11 protein-coding genes and 9 pseudogenes are annotated in these 18519 nt (G+C 62.1%); 12 read left to right on the top strand and 8 right to left on the bottom strand.

Annotated elements, in window-relative coordinates:
• Window positions 1-10: 10 nt before the first annotated feature.
• Window positions 11-280, top strand: a complete 270-nt coding sequence (locus ACVJGD_RS26550; RefSeq protein ID WP_456637050.1) for a hypothetical protein — start codon at window positions 11-13, stop codon at window positions 278-280.
• Between the two features lie 68 nt (window positions 281-348).
• Here ACVJGD_RS26550 and ACVJGD_RS26545 read toward each other — a convergent pair whose 3' ends face one another.
• Window positions 349-843 carry an ATP-binding protein gene (locus tag ACVJGD_RS26545; protein WP_456637049.1) on the bottom strand — a complete coding sequence of 165 codons (495 nt, stop codon included), beginning with the start codon at window positions 841-843 and terminating at the stop codon, window positions 349-351.
• A gap of 181 nt (window positions 844-1024) precedes the next feature.
• A pseudogene (locus tag ACVJGD_RS26540) lies at window positions 1025-1808 on the bottom strand (Mu transposase domain-containing protein); the annotation flags it as partial.
• Here ACVJGD_RS26540 and ACVJGD_RS26535 point away from each other — a divergent pair.
• Window positions 1739-2122, top strand: coding sequence for a DUF5372 family protein (locus tag ACVJGD_RS26535; protein WP_456637048.1), 384 nt, complete (start codon window positions 1739-1741; stop codon window positions 2120-2122). The pseudogene ACVJGD_RS26540 and the gene ACVJGD_RS26535 sit on opposite strands and share 70 nt — an antisense overlap.
• A gap of 471 nt (window positions 2123-2593) precedes the next feature.
• On the opposite strand, the gene ACVJGD_RS26530 is transcribed toward ACVJGD_RS26535, so the two are convergent.
• Window positions 2594-2737 (bottom strand): hypothetical protein, encoded by a 144-nt coding sequence (locus tag ACVJGD_RS26530; protein ID WP_456640602.1) that lies wholly within the window; start codon window positions 2735-2737, stop codon window positions 2594-2596.
• 450 nt (window positions 2738-3187) lie between these two features.
• On the opposite strand from ACVJGD_RS26530, the pseudogene ACVJGD_RS26525 reads away from it, so the two are divergent.
• Window positions 3188-3568: pseudogene (locus ACVJGD_RS26525) on the top strand (recombinase family protein); the annotation flags it as partial.
• A 53-nt stretch (window positions 3569-3621) separates the two neighbouring features.
• Here the strand turns inward: ACVJGD_RS26525 and ACVJGD_RS26520 are convergent.
• Window positions 3622-3945, bottom strand: a pseudogene (locus tag ACVJGD_RS26520) (recombinase family protein); the annotation flags it as partial.
• A 523-nt stretch (window positions 3946-4468) separates the two neighbouring features.
• Between ACVJGD_RS26520 and ACVJGD_RS26515 the strand changes: the two are divergent.
• The 6 genes and pseudogenes from ACVJGD_RS26515 to ACVJGD_RS26490 form a co-directional block, all read left to right on the top strand.
• Window positions 4469-4996, top strand: a pseudogene (locus tag ACVJGD_RS26515) (reverse transcriptase domain-containing protein); the annotation flags it as partial.
• Window positions 4902-5192, top strand: a complete 291-nt coding sequence (locus ACVJGD_RS26510; RefSeq protein WP_456637047.1) for a group II intron maturase-specific domain-containing protein — start codon at window positions 4902-4904, stop codon at window positions 5190-5192. The pseudogene ACVJGD_RS26515 and the gene ACVJGD_RS26510, both read left to right, overlap by 95 nt.
• 867 nt (window positions 5193-6059) lie before the next feature.
• Window positions 6060-7574 carry an IS21 family transposase gene (gene istA, locus ACVJGD_RS26505; protein WP_456637046.1) on the top strand — a complete coding sequence of 505 codons (1515 nt, stop codon included), beginning with the start codon at window positions 6060-6062 and terminating at the stop codon, window positions 7572-7574.
• Window positions 7549-8337, top strand: a complete 789-nt coding sequence (gene istB, locus ACVJGD_RS26500; protein ID WP_456637045.1) for an IS21-like element helper ATPase IstB — start codon at window positions 7549-7551, stop codon at window positions 8335-8337. Before istA ends, istB begins: the two co-directional genes overlap by 26 nt.
• A 38-nt stretch (window positions 8338-8375) precedes the next feature.
• Entirely contained in the window at window positions 8376-8555 is a 180-nt protein-coding gene (locus ACVJGD_RS26495; RefSeq protein ID WP_456637044.1) for a hypothetical protein, read from the top strand.
• Between the two features lie 61 nt (window positions 8556-8616).
• Window positions 8617-9138, top strand: a pseudogene (locus ACVJGD_RS26490) (IS110 family RNA-guided transposase); the annotation flags it as partial.
• 52 nt (window positions 9139-9190) lie between these two features.
• On the opposite strand, the gene ACVJGD_RS26485 reads toward ACVJGD_RS26490, so the two are convergent.
• From ACVJGD_RS26485 to ACVJGD_RS26475, 3 genes and pseudogenes are all read right to left on the bottom strand, one after another.
• A complete protein-coding gene (locus ACVJGD_RS26485) occupies window positions 9191-9664 on the bottom strand; it encodes a hypothetical protein (RefSeq protein WP_456637043.1) in 474 nt (157 codons plus the stop codon).
• A gap of 808 nt (window positions 9665-10472) precedes the next feature.
• Complete coding sequence (locus ACVJGD_RS26480) at window positions 10473-13439, bottom strand: Ulp1 family isopeptidase (RefSeq protein WP_456637042.1); 2967 nt, start codon at window positions 13437-13439, stop codon at window positions 10473-10475.
• A gap of 727 nt (window positions 13440-14166) precedes the next feature.
• Window positions 14167-14891 (bottom strand): annotated as a pseudogene (locus tag ACVJGD_RS26475) (IS701 family transposase); the annotation flags it as partial.
• A 576-nt stretch (window positions 14892-15467) separates the two neighbouring features.
• Here ACVJGD_RS26475 and ACVJGD_RS26470 point away from each other — a divergent pair.
• The 3 pseudogenes from ACVJGD_RS26470 to ACVJGD_RS26460 all read left to right on the top strand — a co-directional run.
• Window positions 15468-15905: pseudogene (locus tag ACVJGD_RS26470) on the top strand (IS21 family transposase); the annotation flags it as partial.
• Window positions 15902-16312, top strand: a pseudogene (locus ACVJGD_RS26465) (ATP-binding protein); the annotation flags it as partial. The pseudogenes ACVJGD_RS26470 and ACVJGD_RS26465, both read left to right, overlap by 4 nt.
• Window positions 16294-16476, top strand: a pseudogene (locus ACVJGD_RS26460) (transposase); the annotation flags it as partial. The pseudogenes ACVJGD_RS26465 and ACVJGD_RS26460, both read left to right, overlap by 19 nt.
• 377 nt (window positions 16477-16853) lie before the next feature.
• Here the strand turns inward: ACVJGD_RS26460 and tnpC are convergent.
• Window positions 16854-18452: an IS66 family transposase gene (gene tnpC / locus ACVJGD_RS26455; RefSeq protein WP_456637041.1), complete on the bottom strand. Its 1599-nt coding sequence runs from the start codon at window positions 18450-18452 to the stop codon at window positions 16854-16856.
• Window positions 18453-18519 lie beyond the last annotated feature (67 nt).

The following is an 18519-nucleotide window of genomic DNA, read 5'->3' as shown; positions in this document are numbered from 1 at the left end:
TCCTCCTTTCGTGTCGTCGTTCGTGGCTGCGGCGCCGCACAGATGGCAGTCGAGTTCGTGGTTCAGTCCAAGTGCTTTGGCTAAGCTGTCCCCACTCGATCGCTCGGAATACTTGGTAACGGCTTGGCTGATCTATCTCGCCCGCATCACGGGAGAAACAGAGCTTCAACTCGGATGGACGCCTGCATCGGATGGATCGCAAGCTGCCTCCAAAGCGATGGAGGTGTTGATCTCCTCTGTCGTGCCGATGGAAGTGACCATTGAGCTTGCTAATGATTGAAGAAGTGCGCAAAACCGTAGCGGCCGAATTCGCTCACCTGAGGGCGCACGCTAGCTTTGCCCGGGATCTTATCGCGCGCTGCCCGACATTGCGAGGTGTGGAGGCGCTACGCTCGCACCGACCCTGAGGGCGTAGCGGTTAAAGAAGTCATCGGCCTCGAGATACTGGACCTTGTGGCCTTGCAGGATGGCCTGGTAGGCGACGGCCTTGGCCACGTGCGATTTTCCAGTGCCGGGCTTGCCAATGAACAGAGCGTTTTCACCGACGGCGACAAACTTCAGCGCATGCAGCTGGAAGCAGGCCTGACGCGGCAGTTTGGGATTGAAGGACCAGTCGAACTCCGCGAGCGTGAGCTTCTCTTCAAGCCCGGATTGCTGGTAGCGGCGATCGATGAGACGGGACTGACGACGATCGAGTTCGTCCTGCAGGAGTAGGCAGAAGGTCTCGAGGAACGGTTGGCTGGCGCCCTGGGCCTGCAGGACACGGGTCTCGAGCGTGTCGCGTATGCCCGACAGCCGCAACTGTCGTAGACAGTGATCGATTTCTGGCAAGGTCATGGTCATTCCGAATGATCTCCTGTGGAGGTTGAAAGGCTGAGTTGATCGGCAATCAAGGCCTCGACGGGAGCGCTCGCGTCGTCGGAGCTGGCCGGGATTGCGGAGACGACGCGAGCGCGGTTTGGTGCGGGCTGATCATCGCCGTTGTTGCTGGGCCGGCTCTCGTTGCTGGCACGGTTCTGGACGCCGAGGCGAAAGAGTTCGCCGTATTCGTCTGCGGGACGGATCAGTGGATGATCCTGCGTCAGAGGCAGCGTGAGGTGTGGTGCTTGATCGACGCGCTCGAGCGCCTGCTCGAATAATCGCTCAACGATGGCGCGCACCTGTTTGTAGCGGTGGATATGATATCGCACCGCGTGATCGCAGGCCTGCTCGACGAGCCGGGCGGGATACTTCTTCGCAAGTCCGACAGTGCCCCACATCGCGCGTTGTCCAACGCGACCTTCGGTGTCGAACAGGTGCTGACAGAGCGCCTTCGCTTGCGGGCCGATGTCGCCGGCGCTTGCCAGCAGGAAGGCGGTCTGACGAGATGGATTGAACGGGCGCTCGTTGTGCGGCAGTTTGAGCGAACCCGGCCGTGCGGCGCGGGCATGAACGCGCAGCAGCGCCTGGGTGCTGCGGTCGCGGATCTCGATCGTGGTCTCGTAGAGGCGTACCACGACCTGGCTGCCGATCGGCGCGGGGCGCGCGGCATAGTCGCTGTGATCCACGCGCACGGTGGTGTCGTCGTAGACGGTGCGCACGAGCTCGGAGAAGTAACGGAAGCCGGTCGCGGGCAATGGTTGCAGATGCGGCTTCTCCTCCTGGAACATGGCCTCGACCTGACGCCTTGTGCTGCCATGGATGCGTTTGGAGGCCCAGTTCGCCTCCCAGTGCTCCAGAAACCTGTTCTGAGCCTCGAGTGTCTCGAAGCGCCGCCCGGCGAGCGCGGTGCCCTGGGTGTGCTGGATCGCGTTCTCCACGGTCCCCTTGGAGTCTAGCGCGCATTGCATATGGTGATGAGCATGGCGCGCAAGTTTTTACGGTCACGCATCCGTTCCATCCGCTACAAGGACAGACGTTCGATCTGCTTGCCGTGCGCAACAACTGGGGCGGAGACCGCGTGATGTACGCAGGCCCCGAAGGGAGGCTGCGCACACTTCCGGTCGAATGGACTGACGTTATCGAGCCCGACCTTGTAGTCACGGTTGGTGCTGGTCGCGCCTTCTTCCGAACCGATCAACTGCGTGAGCTGCGCAAGCTCATCGATCAGTGCTGGCGGCAAGAGGAGGCGCCGTCATGTTAGGCAAATTATGTACAGAGTGTCTTTACAAATATGTCCGTGCATCGGAGTTGACGTGCGCGTTGACCCGCAGTCTGCTCCGTAAAAGCGCGTATATATCGGGATACTGCTTGCTTTCTTGGTCTTCTCCTCTTGATCGTCGCAAGTATAAGGAAGCTAATTATAAAGACACATGGGCGATTCGCGCTTCAAGGAGGCCGGATGGCAGCAGATTCACGTCAACGGGCGCGGCGCCGACAGGCCTTGCAGGCCCACGGCGCCTGCAATCCCCGCCCTCAGGCCGTGACCGATCCGCTCTTTCGCGGCAGTGCGTTCTTCGATCCGAACGATCTGGTCCAGGTCAAGTACGAGATGCTCCGCAGCGTCGCGAAGGAGGGACGCGCCGTGGTGGATGCGGCAGAGTCCTTTGGACTGTCCCGGCCGGTCTATTACGTGACCTGGGAGCTGTTCAAACGCGAAGGTCTGCCAGGCCTGTTACCCCGCAAGCGCGGGCCGAAGCGCCCGCACAAGCTTACCGAGGAGGCCCTTGTCGTGCTGGCGCAGGCGGTGCGCGAGGCCGAACGCATGCCAGGCGGTGCAGAGTTGGCCGAACTCCTCGCCGAACGTTGTGGCATTCATGCCCACCCGCGCAGCATCCTGCGGCGTCTGCTCCCCTATCTGAAGCGGCAGAAAAAAAACGCCTGCGATCGCCGAAGCGATTGCGCTCGATCCCGCGCAGTACGTAGCCCATTACGAGCTGCTTCGTTCACAGGTCATCGGCGCGGAAGCCAATCCCGGCGGAGCGAGCGCAGCAGGCCAGCCCCGCGGCGTGGGTCTCGCCTTGCTGTTGTACGAAGGAATGCCCGGATGGCTCAAGGCGCTGGAGGGCGTTATCCGGGCGTCAGGCGTGCGACACACCACACCCCCCGCGGAGGTGTCTGCGGCCGAACCTCCCGGCGCGTACGACTCTGCGCCGGCGTGGCTCGGCAGTGTGCCACACCGCGACCTGACCGCGCTTCTCACCAATCTGGTTCTCTCGACGCGTTGTGTCGAACAGCTCATACCGAGGGAGGGATATCGATGATGTCAATGAACGGTGAGGCCTCGCAGAAGATCACTGCCACGCATCTGTCGCGGATGGCATACCTTTATGTGCGACAGTCGACGCTCCGCCAGGTCTTTGAGAACACCGAGAGTACGCAGCGCCAGTATGCGCTGCGCGATCGTGCCGTCGCGCTCGGTTGGCCGCTTGATCGGATCGTGGTGATCGACAGCGATCTCGGACAATCCGGTGCCAGCGCCACCGACCGCGAGGGCTTCCAGCGTCTGGTCAGTGAGGTTGGCCTGGGCCGTGTCGGGATCGTACTCGGACTTGAAGTATCGCGCCTTGCGCGCAACAACACCGACTGGCATCGATTGCTCGAGCTGTGCGCACTCGCTGACACACTGATCCTGGACGAAGACGGCTTGTAAATCCCATCTCCATCACCGATGAGCGTGTGGGTCAGGCCACATAGATCGAGCAGACGGTACCAATCAGCATTATTGCGCGCTAGTCGCGAGACTTCCAAGCCGAGCACGATGCCCACCTGGCCGAGGCCGACCTCCGCGGTCATACGCGCGAAGCCGGTGCGCTCGGAAAGGCCGGAACCGGAAATACCGAGGTCCTCATCGATGACCTTCACCTGATCGCGTCGCCAACCAAGCCGCGCGGCGCGTTCGGCTAACTCGTACTGACGGGCAGTGGACTCGCGATTATGCTCGACCTGCGTCGTACTGGACTGACGCACGTAGACGATTGCGCATCGGCGTAGGTGCTCAGCGGTGATCTTGCTCAGTTCGTTCATCGTTGTGATCTCCGGCAGTGGCGATTGCTCGGGCGATTAGTCGGGCGAGTCGCAGCACGAGATGTGCGCGCTGCTCTTTATCGAGGGCCTCCCATACGGGTACGGCCCCGCGCTGAGGTGGTGGGTCGAGAAAGCTTAGCTGCTGCATGGCTGTCCTCCGATTGCTGTGGCAGGACAGTATGCGCGGCATCCAACTGCCGCAGCAAAGCGTCGACGATCGTCCGGGCGTGCAGCAGCTCGGCGTGCGAAGCCAGGAATGCCGCTTGAGCGCATTGCGGGCTTGCACGCGGTAAATGTTGTGCGATAGGCAGATCTGTCCACGCAGCCGGTACAAGGGCACGGGTACCATCGGGCAGTACAAGCGTCAGATGAAGTTCGCCGCGTCGATGACACCAGCCAAGCACATTAAGCGCAGATCCCTCAAAGGGATGGCGCGACCGAACGATGGTTACCTGATCGGGATAGTCGTCGAGATGATGAGCGCGGTGGTGGGTAGTCTGTCGAGTAGTCTTTCGACAACGTCCGGCATGACCGGATGCTGGAGAAGGTGGCTCAGCGGATCAACGATCAGGACGTCATGCGTCTTCTCAGGGTCATGCTGAAGACCTCTGGCAAGAAAGGCGTTCCGCAAGGCAGTGTTCTTTCGCCCCTGCTCAGTAATCTTTACCTCAACGAGGTGGACAAGATGCTGGAGAGGGCGCGAGAAATCACACGCAACGGCAAGTTCACCAACGTCGAATACGCAAGATTCGCGGACGACCTGGTGATCTTGATCCACGCCCACAAGCGCCATGGTTGGCTGATTGGTGCTGTGACCAAGCGACTCCGAGAGGAGTTTGCCAAGTTGCAGGTTGAAATCAATGATGAAAAGAGCCGCATAGTTGACCTGGAACGAGGCGAGAGCTTCGGCTTTCTGGGTTTCGACTTCCGCTATCTCCGCAGTCGTCCGCGGAGTGATGCGGCCGCAGTACACGCCCAAGCTGAAGAAGCGAACAGCGCTATTGCGAGAGCTCTCGGAGGTGTTTCGACGCCATCGATCCCAACCGATTGAGAGGGTAATCAACCTGATCAATCCGAAGATCCGAGGGTGGGTGAACTACTTCGCAGTTGGACACTCTAGCAAGTGCTTCAAATACATCAAAGATTGGGTAGAGAAGAAGGTCAGGCGCCAAATGGCGCGCAGGCACGGAAACGAAGGGGCTTCGGTTGGGAGCAGTGGAGTAACTCGTGGCTGTACGACACCTTGAGGTTGTTCAACAACTACCGGGTAAAGTATCCACGATGAAAGCTGCCCAGCATGATACGGCTACATAAACCTTGATGTGAAGCAAGTGGGTGCGCGGAGTGCGGGAAATCCGCACGCTCCGTGCGAGGTGGCGGGGGCTGGAAACGCACTCGACAAAGATACTTGTCGTGTGGCGCGCCAGTCCTCGACCCTACCGCAGCGCCCCGCCTCGGCGGATAGGGAACGGGTCGCTGAAGAGACCACAGGCGCGGCGCCGTCGTAACCCTGGAAAGTGAAGCCGGAGCCGCGCCTGTACCCAATCCACGCGTCGTCTGCGTGATCGGCAGACGGCGGATTGCGTGGCACACAGTCTAGCAGCCATCGCACATCCGTCGAGCCTCACGTCGGCCTCGTCTTCGGCGTTTGCCGGGGATCGCCGATGCAGGCCGCGGGCCGCTTGTTCTTGTGTGCCCGCTGCCGGGCCCAGGTGCTGATCTGTAACCGTTGCGATCGCGGTCAGCGCTATTGCACAGCTGCGTGCTCCAGGACGATGCGACGGGCGAGCGTGCGCGACGCCGGCCGGCGCTATCAACGCACCCGTCGCGGCCGCCATCTGCATGCGGCTCGCGCCCGACGTTACCGCGCCCGCAATAAAATCGTGACGCATCAGGGTTCACCCGCTCCGGACGTGGATGATGTAGTGCCGCCGGCCTCGATCGCTGTCGCCGGCGGACAACCGGCAGGTCTCGACAGCCCTGCGGCGACAGCGACATCGCGTTCACCACGATGCTGTCGCTGCTGCAGCCGGCTGCCATTGTTCGTGCGGATCGACTTCGTGCGACGTCGCGGGCCGTCCCTCGATCCACCCGACTGACCACGGAGCGTGTTTGTGACCATCACCGCTGAACTGGAGGCCCGGATCCTGCGCCTGTATCACGTCGAGAAGTGGCGCTGCGGCACCATCGCGCGCCAGCTCCACCTGCATCATACCACCGTGCGTCGCGTGCTGGCGCAGGCTGGACTGCCCCGGCATGGCCCGCAGTTGCGCTCCGCGATGATCGACCCTTATCTGCCGTTCATCCGGCAGACCTTGACCAAATTCCCCGACCTCACGGCCAGCCGGCTGCATGCCATGGTGCGCGAGCGCGGATACCAGGGCGGCCCGGATCACTTCCGGCATCTGATCAGCCTGTATCGGCGACGGCCCGCACCCGAGGCGTACCTGCGGCTGCAAACGCTACCCGGCGAGCAGGGCCAGGTCGACTGGGCTCACTTCGGCCATATCCAGATCGGTCGCGCCCGCCGGCCGCTGATGGCCTTTGTCATGGTGCTTTCATACTCGCGCGACATCCACCTGCGCTTCTTCCTCGATGCGCGAATGGAGAACTTTTTGCGCGGCCACGTCGGCGCCTTCAATACCTGGTGTGGCGTGCCGAGAGTCCTGCTCTACGACAATCTGAAGAGCGCCGTGCTCGAGCGCCAGGGTGAGGCGATCCGTTTCCACCCCACGCTTCTGGCTTTCGCGGGCCACTATCGCTTCGAACCCCGGCCTGTGGCGGTTGCCCGGGGCAACGAGAAGGGGCGGGTTGAACGCGCGATTCGTCACGTTCGAGACGCCTTCTTCGCCGCGCGCAACTTTACCAATCTGGCTGATCTGAACGCGCAGGCCGAGCACTGGTGTCGCGGCCAGGCGGCCGACCGCCCCTGTCCTGAGGATCGGACCATGACCGTCCGGCAGGCCCTGGCCCAGGAACAGCCGCTGCTGCTGCCGCTGCCGGAGAACCCCTATCCGGTCGAGGAGCAGTTGGCCGTCAAGGTCGCCAAGACGCCCGATGTCCGCTTCGACCTCAACGACTACACCGTCCCCCACACCTGCGTGCGCCGCACGCTGACCGTACGCGCCGACGTCGAGGTGGTCCGGATCTTCGATGGCGCCGAGATGATCGCCAGCCATCGCCGCGGTTACGATCGCGACGCCCAGATCGAGGACCCGCACCACCTGCAAGCGCTCGTGCAGTTCAAACAAAAGGCCCGCCAGCACCGCGGCGTCGACACTCTGACCAGGGCCGTGCCGACCTGCCAGTTGCTGCTGACCCGTGCCGCCGAGCGCGGCACCAACATCGGTGCTCTCACCAGCGCGCTGCTGCGCCTGCTCGATCGCTACGGCGCGGCCAGCTTGCAGACCGCCGTCGAGGAGGCGTTGCGCGCCGGATCGCCCCACGCCAACACCGTGCGGGCCGCGCTGGAGCGGCAACGCGCAGCGCGCGGCAACCCGCCGCCCGTCGCGGTGAACCTCCCAGAGCACGTGCGGCGCAAGGATAGCCCCGTGCAGCCTCACCGGCTCGACACCTACGATCAACTCACCACCACGGATGACGATGATAGCCAATCCAACCCAGACTGAACCGCTGCGCTTGCGCGCCAAAGCTCTGCACCTCAACGGCCTCGTCGCCCACTGGTCCGAGGTCGGCGATGCCGAATGGATCGCGCCGCTGCTCAAGTGGGAGGAAGAGGAACGCGCGCACCGCTCACTGCAACGTCGCATCCGTCAGGTCAGGCTCGGCCACTTCAAAACCATGGCCGACTTCGATTGGGCATGGCCAAAACGGATCGACCGCGGCGCCGTCGAAGAGCTGATGTCACTGGCCTTCCTCGCCGATGCCACCAACATCGTTTTTGTCGGCCCGAACGGCGTCGGGAAGTCAACCCTGGCCCAGAACGTCGCCTACCAGGCGCTCATCCAGGGCCATACCGTGCTGTTCAAACCCGCCAGCCAGATGCTCGGCGAACTCGCCGCCCTCGATGGCGATGCCGCGCTGCGCCGACGCCTGCGCCACTACGCCGCGCCCGACGTTCTGGTGATCGATGAGGTCGGTTATCTCTCCTATTCCAACCGCCACGCCGATCTGCTGTTCGAGCTGATCAGCCGCAGATATCAAAACCGCTCCACACTCGTAACCACCAACAAGCCCTTCGCGGAATGGTCCGATGTCTTCCCGAACGCCGCATGCGTCGTCTCCCTGGTCGACCGTCTCGTCCATCGTGCCGAGGTGATCTCCATCGAAGGCGATTCCTGCCGCTTCAAGGAAGCCCGCGAACGCGCCGAAATCCGCGCCAGTCGCCGCGCCGCGACAAAATCCTCCCCGCAAAAGCCGCCGCCATCATGAGCCCAAAACCCTTGCTGCCCTCAGGCCGCCGGCGTGGCTTGGCCTTCCTCGTCCCGGACGACTGGACCCCAGAACAGGCGCTCGCCGTCTTCGAACTGCTCGACGATCTCCTCGCCGTCATCACAGACGCCTATGGTGATCAACTCAACGACATTCTGCGCAAGCAGCGCTCGCAGCAACAACCCGCGACGCCAGCAAACTATGATGATCCGCTTTGACCGGCCCTCGTCAGCACAACGGGGGCAGCACCGCCGCCCCCGCTCTTGTCGCCATCTTTGCGCGCTTTTGCACCGCCATCAACAGCTCATTCAGGACTTGGCCGAGGACTGGCGCTATCTCGACCGGCGCGTCGCATCGATCACGAAGGAAATCAACGAACTCGCCGATCAAGATGTACACTGTCGTCGCCTGATGAGTGCGCCGGGCATCGGACCAATCATCTCGAGCGCGATGGTCGCCGCGATCGGAACTGGTGATGCCTTCCATAAGGGCCGCGACTTTGCAGCATGGCTTGGCGTGGTACCAAAGCAAATCTCGACCGGTGATCGAACCATTCTCGGTCGCATATCGAGGCGCGGCAATCGGTACCTGCGAACACTGTTCATCCAGGGGGCCAGAGCCGTACTTCTGAGGCGCCAAACCTGGCCCAGGCACGGCTTCGGAGCTTGGCTGGAAGCAGCGTCCAAGCGGCTCCATTCAAATGTATTGGTTGTTGCCCTGGCCGCAAAACTCGCGCGCATGGCCTGGAGCATGCTCGCAAAGGCCCGCGACTACGACGCCAATTTGGGTCGCACCGCGTAACACACTGGCCGGGAAGGGAAGAAAGATCCACGATCCAATCGTGGGCACGATATCACGCCGAGGTTTGCGAGACGGAAAGGACGAATGGAGAAACGGTTCCACCGACACTTCTGAAGCCTGGTTCGTAGCCATGGCCCGTTGAGGCCGGCGAGTTATTGAGGACAGAAGTGGGCGGATATCCATAATGGCTCGGGGGGACGGCGACGCTTGTTGCGTGGATAACGAAGGCCTCGACGCCACGAGCCCGCAGCCACCGCGCCAGCCAAAAACCATCGCGACCGGCCTCAAAGGCGACCGCTATGCGTGTGATCGCGTGCCCAACGTTTGCGGCCTCCTCGCGCCAGCGATGTAGCAACAGGAGCAGCGCGTCTTCGTCGGCGCCAAGCTTCTTCAACGGATGACGATCCAATCCGGGGACGATTCCAGCGACGAGCCAGCTTGAGTGGCTCATCTCAATGACCGCGATCAGCGTACTGTTCTGTTCCAAGACCGTGGAAGATCGGCTGAGATCGTTTGCATTTTGCATGGGGGTGCTCCATTGCTCATGACCAGCCTCAATACTCTCACGGCTTTGCCGGTCACCCCATAGTATCTTCAGCCTGCTCCGCCACTGGTTCACGGAACTTTTACGCGTCCTGCTCTGGATACGCTGTCGCCGTCTATCGCAACGCCTCGCGTAAAACGGTGCTCAGAAACGTTCCTCACGAACGACTCCATCAGGTTGCAATCGATCCAGAGCAGATCCGCCATCGCTTCGGTGGTGGAGATACCGGCGTCACCGAGAGGTTGCGCTGTGCCAAGGAGCTAAGGCCAACGCATTGATTTCATTGGGTCGCTGAAGCGTTAAAGTGTGAACGAAAGGCCGACCTATCTGTGCTCTTCCATAGCAAGCCTCGAGCCTTTCGGATGCGCTGCGCTTCCCTGTCGGCACTCGGCCTCAATGTCCATCGTCGCACCCGTACAGTGCGAGCCGATCGTCCATCCGAAGAACAACCCGACACCAAGCGTGAGCGCCACCAATTCGCAACGGTACTCTCGCTTCTGATGAACTGCTTGCCGATCGCGGCGACGACTGGCGGGACGGGGCGCGGAGCGATATCCGCCGCGCATGCTGGCACCGCCGCGACAGACGTTCGGTGACCTCGCAGCTCGCAGATCGACGTATGTTCCAGCTTGCCAACACTATTTGAAGCGCGCGCATCTCGACCGGCAGACCGGCAGATCCGCAAAGCGCAGAGAGTCATCTCAGCTCGGCTCCCTCGTTCAAGTCATACTCAGAGGCAGGCTGGTCGGCGGCAAGCGGCACCAGCCAGCTTTATCGGTAGACGGCGACATCAGCCCCTCAGACGATCTTGCAGTTCCCGCCGATTGACGACGAGGTTGTCGAGGTTCCGCAGGTTTGGCTGCCGTCTTGCCGCCAGTCGTCTAACCAGCGCCCGCGTGCCATCCACGACGAAGACGCCGCAATCGTAACCGTTCCGCTGCTGACGTACGCTGGCGTCTTGCAGGTTGGCGCGCAACCGTGCTGCAAGCCGTGCGCCTGGCCCGTCGTTGCGTCCTCCACCGGAGTCGTAGTGATAGGCGACCCGCCTTTCCCGATCGCGGCGATCAACCAGCAGCAGCGACCAATGGGTGCCGCGGCGACCAGGATCCGTAGGGCTGGCATCGTTCACCGGCAAGAACAGGAAATCGGCCATATCGTTACCGTTCCGATCAACGACAATGCGATGCAATGCGCGCCGCATGTCGCTGTGGGCGCTGTGGCTCATCTGAAAGGCGATCAGCGGATCCACGAACCGCGTCCGGGCGGCAAGTTCCGGATTGCGCTCCTGCAACTCCTGCGCCAAAAGCTCGTAATCCCGCTGGATATGCTCGTCACCCAGCCATTCGTCGGCGTCGAGCACCCGTCCGCTGCGGTTGCGGGAAAGGGCACTTGAAGACGACGCGCCGATCTGCGCGAACGGAGCCGAGGATGGGCGAGGATGGTGGATCAATTGAGCATCGCGGCGTCCGCGCGGCCCCCACGCAATCGAGTAGGTCTCACCCTTGATGGCGACCGGCTGCGGAGCCATGCGCGAACTTGGCAACAGCATTCTGTTGTCCAGCACATCAAACAGGACATCCGAGACCGGCTGGGAGCCATGTTGCCAATCATCACCGACGAGATATCCGATATCCTCCAGCTCCTGGGGCACGCCTGATGGCCCGATGAAAAACGGCGGTCTGCCGGCAGGGCTAAGCACCGGCGCTGACTGCGCATCGTCACCCGACTCGTACGAGCTGGACGGCAGATCGACCAGAGAACCGAGACCGCGGTAGATGTCTGACGAGCGGGCTGGCGCGCCCTCCGGCGTCGGCCACTCATTCGGGTCAAAGTCGGACGGCACTTGCGGTGACCACGTTGAGCTCGACCCGGCAGCCCCCCAACCCGCCTGCCCAGGGGAGGCCGCACCCAGCGCTCTGTTCGCCTCAACGACCTGTACGTACTGCCGAAACCTGTCTAAACGCACGTCAACGACATATCCCCTGGCTCGCTCGAAGTCCTTCAAATCTTTGCTCAACTCACTTTTCTGCTGCTTAGTGCCGTTCAGGCGGCTCACTATGTTCGGCCTACCCTTCCTTTGGAGCCAATCACTAAACGCGCGTTGCGCGCTAGCGGTGTTGCTCACACGGCGTCTCCGTTCGGGTGTCCGCCCAAGGTTGCGCACTTCTTCGTTGGCCATGCCATCGATCATGACGGCGTCGTCTCGATAAGGAAGCAGGGTACGGCGTCCGGTTTCGATTTCTTCGAATCCTTGCCCTCCAGGCGCGAGCCTCCGACGATTAGCCCGAGGATGGCGTCCGCCACCATCCCTCCAAGACTCCTCCCCATGGGCAGTCGACTGCGCGTCGTGACGAGCGATGACGTTGCCGGCGAGAACCTCTTGGAGCGCTGCCAATTCATTATAGGGATTGCGGTTGGGATGATCCGACACATAGTCCGCCACACAAGCCGCCAACCGATCAGGGTCCGCAAGCAGGCTAGTCAGCGCCAAGTTGTTGCGATGATCCTGAAGCCAGTCGGCGAAAGCGCGCAGTTCGCTCAGCCAAGTCGCAATCGTTCTGGGGGGGTAACTGTTGTCGGGGTCCCTGCTCCAAAACTCGGACATCGTGTTGCCGAACCCGGAAATGAGTTTCTCATCCTCGGACGACCGGATGTACCGTACGAGGCTTCCCTCGCGGGAAGCCCGGAGTTTCTCCAATGCCGGACGGAACTGTGGCTTGCTGTGCCCCTCATTTACAAATCTGTTCTCAAGATCGGTCAACTGAGCAGGAGCGCCAAGCAGGCTGCTTAGTGTCAATCCCTCTGAGAAAAGGAACTTGCCGAAATCTCTGAGAGCCGATGCCCACGTCGTAACGGTGTTGGACGCATAATGCTCGAGGGCCGCCGCTCTGAACTCGGAGATAAGCTTCTCGTCCTCCGCGGACGCGCCCCGCGGGAGCTCCCCGGCGTGGAAACGCCGTAGCACCTTCAAGGCCGCAGCGAAATCTCGATTGACGCGCCTCAGTTTCGCGAATTCTTCCACACGCGCGTCCAATTCTGAAGGTTTGTCAAGCAGGCCGACCAGTGTCAAACCCTTCGATGCAAGGAAGTCGCTGAACTGTTTGAGAGCGATCGTATAGCGCCTAAGAATCTCAGGCGAATAGCTCTTGAGGGCCCAGCTCTCAAGGTTGGAAAAGAGTGCGACGTCCGCATCCGATGGGCGGCTGCGCTTGACGAGATCAACATGAATCTCTGAACTGATCACCTCCCAGCGGTCGGACGATTTCTTGCCCCCGAACGCCTTGCCGAACCCTTTCTTGACCCGTGACCACAATCCTCCGCTTTTCTTGTCCCTTGTCCGCGAGACAGGCTCCCGCTCCGACGGTGCCGTATAGCGCGTGCTGCTGAATAACCTGTCACGCAGATCAGAGCTCGATGCCCCCGCAGCCGAACCGCGAAAGTCAGCGTGGGGCAGGTCAACGCTATGGCGGGTCCCACCGAACCCATCGTCCCGCAGGCTGGACCGGGGCGGCATCCGCATCGAACCGCCGACGTCAGTGCGCCGGATGCTTCCGTGCGGCTCTGTGGGTCGAGTATCGGGCGAACTCAGCTCAGCGGAGCTTTCCTCTGAGGGGCCGAGTTGCAGCTCGCTCAACTGCTGCTCAAAGCCAGATTGATCCGCAGGCTGGTTGTCCGATTCTTGCCGCGCACGCTGCAGCTCTTGCTGCTCGGCGTACCAACGCATCCAATAGTTCGGATCGTTATAGTTCGATTCCACACCGCTCTCCATAGTTGAGACGCTGTCTCAGCGATTGCCAAGATCGGCAATCTGAGCAAGAGGACACTCGTCGCGTGCCGTCTTCGAGCTCGTGCGGTGCACTCACCAGCTCCGCGCCTTAGCTGCCGCAGCACAACTCGCTGGCCTTCCGGCCACAAGGTGGCTGCGCGAAGCGCGCCAAACGCGCAACCATGCGACGATCCCGCTCTTCAAAAGGTCGGAGCCACTTAGCGGTTCTGCACTGAAAGCAATCCGCAAGACACCGTAGGACAGATGTTGCCCCATCCGAAGGCAACAGCGTTGGCGCCATCCTGGGCGGAAACGCTCCAGCGGCACATCTGGATTGAACTTGGGCCGTCCCGTCGAAAACGGGAAGACGCTGCGCCTTGATCTCGAACTGCACGTCCTGCTTCAGCTTCAATTTTTCAATTTGACGCCCACACATTCGGTCCGAGCCAAGTTCGAGTGAGGCCGACGCAGCGACAGCCTCGCGAACACATCTTGGAACTCGAGACATTGAAGCCTCTCTTTAATGATCATGAAGCTTCTGGGTCGATGGCCGCCTGCACGATTTAGACTGTACAACCTGACGCCACGTGGACTTCAAGCACTTTCTGGCGGCCGTCGTAGCGAGGTCGGTTACGGTTGTGTGCGCGTATGGGCGTGCGAGATGCGCCGCCGGGCAAGCTTCGTGGCGATGCGGCGGATTTCCTGGATCGCCAGCGGATCAAGGACGATGCTTCGGTCGAGGCTGCGGTCGCGTTCTTTGAGCAATGGCCCAGTGTTAGCCCGGCCATCATGGCGAAGGCCAGCATGACGGGTGAGACATTGCGATGCCAGCCAATACCAGGAGCGGCTTTCGTTGTGATCAAGGCCGAGCTCGTTCTTGGCGGTTTCGAAGTCGTCCTCCATGGGCCAGCGATGGCCTTCCACCGACGCCAGCTTCTGCATGGAGGTGCCCTTGGGGCACCATGTGGAGAAGAAGGCCAAGCTACCGTCGGCGATGTTGCGGCGGATCAGAAGGCCCCGCGTCTATTCCTCGGCAAGGGCGTCGTTGTATTCACTGGCGTCAAGATCGGCCAGCTCAGAATAGGCCCAGTCGTGCCAGCGCGGACCTTTGGTCCCTTCGCCGGACGGCGGGTGGCGCCAGGCCTTCTTGGGAAGGCTCTGCGCGATCGCAGAGGCGGTGCCGGCGACAGGCTGCTGCTTGCCCCAGGAACGGAACACATGATTGGAAGCAACACCCAGAACATAGCCCTTGCCCGCCTTGCGCAGCAGGGTTTTGACCTCTCCCGTACCATACACGCTGTCCGCGGCCACGAACGAGAACGGCACCTTGGCGGCAATCGCGCGAGCGATCATTCGACGCGCGATCGTGGGCTTCGTCGCAAAGCCCACATTGCTCGGGACAGGCGCTACCTTCACGCGAGCGGGTCTTCCGTGCAGTCCTTTGGCAGCTAGAGGACGCTCGCGAGCTGCGGATGTTTGCCGGCCAGCAGCTCACCCCGCCTGTGCGCCTCGTCAGAGCAGATGTGCGGCCGCATCAATCGGGCCAAAAAAGCCGCACTCTTACGAATAGGACGGGTTCGACTTGCTGGATGACGGAGGCGTCATCGGCGAGCACGCTATCGAACGAGCCGCCCACGCCCGCCTGCGCCGTTCGGCGAGAAGTCGGGCGACGCGTCGCTGGGTGGTTTCGTTGAGCAAAGCGACCACGACCAATGCCGCACGCCGTTTGCAACGGATAGCGGTCATTGAACGCGCGCCACTTTCGAAGATAGCTATCCCCTTTTTCAGGTTGGGCGCAGAAAAACCTGATCCCCATGACCTGGCGGCCCAATGACGGCCGTGTAATTCACGCCCTTAAGAGTGAGATTTGTCTCCGGTTGAGACGCGCTTGGCAGCACGCGGTGGAAGCACATTCCCTTCTTAAGGTCATCCGGCGCCCACTGCGCACCGTGCCGCCAGTCCAGGGGAAGATATAAGGATATATTCGGCAGTGGACCCGTCTCGTTGGGATCATCAGCCACCCATCTCGTCACCCTGCCGCGTGGGCGGCCGCATCCCAACGGCAAGCACGACCAGGTCGTCGATTATCGGCACGTGATCCATTCCTTGCGGCGCAAGCCAATGGCGCTGCTCAATCTCGTCTACCGTGATCGGCTATTCCCGCGCGATGCCTATCGCCGAACCTTCGATCGCTTGCGTGAACGGCTGCCGGACAGGAATGCCTGCCGTCTCATGGTCGATCTACTTGCGCTGGCGCATGAACGCGGCTGCGAGGCCGAACTCGCCGGTTGGCTCGCCGCCGACCTGGACGCCGGCCAACTGCCCGACCTCGGACAGCTGCGCGCCCGCTTCGCGCCCGATCCCGCCTGCATGCCGCCGCAGGTCACGGTGCTGCTTGCCCCGCTCGCCAGCTATGAGTGCCTCATCGGCACCAGCCAGATCGGAGACGCCGCATGAACACGGCCAACACCGTCGACACCGCGCGCCTCAATCTGTTGCTCAACGAGTTGCGGCTCCCCGCCGGAAAGACCTTCGACAGCTTCGACTTCGAGGCCGTGCCGATGATCTCCAAGGCGCAGATGACCGCGCTCGCCGCTGGCGATAGTTGGCTCGGCAAGGGCGCCAATTTGCTGCTGTTCGGTCCGCCCGGCGGCGGCAAGAGTCATTTGGCGGCAGCCATCGGCCTGGCCCTGATCGAGAACGGATGGCGCGTCCTCTTCACCCGGACCGCCGATCTCGTGCAGAAGCTCCAGGTGGCGCGGCGCGAGCTCAACCTCGAGGCTGCCATCAACCGCCTCGATCGCTTCGATCTACTGATCCTTGATGACCTCGCCTACGTCACCAGTGGCGAACCGGCGCCGAGCTCCTGACGAGGTTACAGGCGGAATATCCGGGCGCGTACCCGGACAAGCTGCTGCGAACGCTTCAGCGCCGCCTCAAATCCTGGCGCAGCGAGCAGGCAAGCGCGCTGCTGTTTGGATCGGCGGATCATGCGGCGCAGATCGACGCGACACAGGTCGTACGGTGACCGCGCCCGCCCTCCGGTACGGGGAGGCCGGTCGTTGCGGTAGGGTCGAGGACTGGCGCGCCACACGACAAGTATCTTTGTCGAGTGCGTTTCCAGCCCCCGCCACCTCGCACGGAGCGTGCGGATTTCCCGCACTCCGCGCACCCACTTGCTTCGCATCAAGGTTTATGTCGCCGTATCATGCTGGGCAACTTTCATCGTGGATACTTTACCCGGTAGTTGTTGAACAACCTCAACGTGTCGTACAGCCACGAGTTACTCCACTGTAAGCGCGTATTTTACCGCACAGGCTACGCGCGCGGCTGGCCGCGGCGTCGCGTGACGCCGGGCCCCAGCAGTGTCATCGGAACGGCTTGGTTGACCTGAGCGTTCGAACGTCAGCCGCTATTCTCAGCTGGCAGTTTTTTTTGAGCGGTGCAGTTGAACGGCAACAGATCTTCAATATCGGCGTCTGGCGCGCGCTGGGGCAATTCGGTGAGCGCGTGACGTAGCCATGCATAGGGATCGACGTCGCATGCCCGGCATGTCAGCACCAAACTGTAGATCACGGCGCTTGCCTTGGCGCCGGCAACGGTGTCGCTGAACAGCCAACTTTTTCGTCCGGTGCAAAACGGCCTGATGTCGCGCTCCAGAACATTGTTATCGATCGGGGCGAGACCGTCACTGGTGTAACGGGTCAGATAATCCCATTGGTTGCGCGCATAGGCGATCGCCTTGCCGGTCAAGCTTTCGGGGAGGACCTTCGGCGCCTGGTCGTCGAGCCAGGTCCGGAAGGCGGCCAATACCGGCAGGCTATGCTGCTGGCGCAGCCGCAAGGTGTATGCGGCGCGCGTTTCGTCGTCGGGCGGCGTCTGGCGCGCCACCCTCTCGACCTCATACAACGCCTCGAAGAACTTGAGCGCCTGCAATGGCGGACCGCCGGGCGTCTTCCTGGCCTTGAGCGCATCGGTAAATTTCCTGCGCGCATGCGCCATACAGCCAAGATGGGTCGCGCCTGTCAGCGTGCCCCAGGCGTCATAGCCGTCGCTCATCAACAAGCCGCGATAGCCGGCCAGGAAGGCCTGAGGATGTTCCTGGCCGCGACCGGGCTGGTAATCGAACAGCACGACCGGCTGCGCGCAGTCCTGGCCGCTGCGATAGGCCCACATGAAGGATTTGGCCTGCGCATCCCGGCCGTCCTCTTTCAGAACCTGGACCCAGGTTTCGTCGCCGTGGACCAGGGGCTGCGACCTGAGCTTTTGCTGTAGCGCGTGATAGACCCGATGCAGATGCAACTCGCTCGCCCGGATCACCCAGTTGCCCAGCGTCCCGCGGCTGATGCTGACGTCGGCGCGCCTCAGCGCGTCCGCCACACGGTACAGCGGCGTGCCGTCGACGTATTTGTTGGCGAGCACCAGCGCCAGCGTCGATGGCGTGGCGACGCTACCCGGCAGCGGCTGCGCCGGCATCGGCGCGGTCACGATCGGGGTGTTCAGCGCGGTGCGCTCGCAGTGACGGCAGGCATATTTGAACCGCACATGTTGCAGCACCGACGCCTTCACCTCGACGTGCAACTGCTCGGTGACGGTCTCGCCCATCCGATGCATCCGATTATGGCAGCACGGACAGTCCTTTTGATCCTCACCCAGATCATGTTCGACGCGTTGGCGCGGCAGATCGTCAGGCAGCGGCTTGCGGCCGCGTGTCTTCGGCGCCGGCTTTGGAGCCTCCGGCAATCCCGTGTCCGGCACGGCGACCGCCTCGACATCGCCGTCGTCCCGGCTTTCAGCGGCGGCCTGCTCGGCTTCGTTGAAGATGCGCTCCTTGAGCTTTTCGCTCTTCGGCGCGTAGCCGCGCAAGCGCTCCAGGCGCAACTGCTCCTCAAGATGCAGGACGCGTTGCGCGAGTTTCTCGTTCTCCGCCTTCAGCGCCGCGAGCTCGGCCGCGTGCGCCGCGATCAAGGCTTCCAGCTCGTGCGTCGTGGGCCTGCGACTCATCGTAGTCTTGAATCGAAGTCATGCCGCCGCGTCAACCGAGTTCCATGCGGTGGGCGGCGTCATCCGA

This window comes from Bradyrhizobium sp. USDA 10063, assembly GCF_054063735.1.
This window is presented reverse-complemented; position numbering and strand designations above follow the sequence as displayed.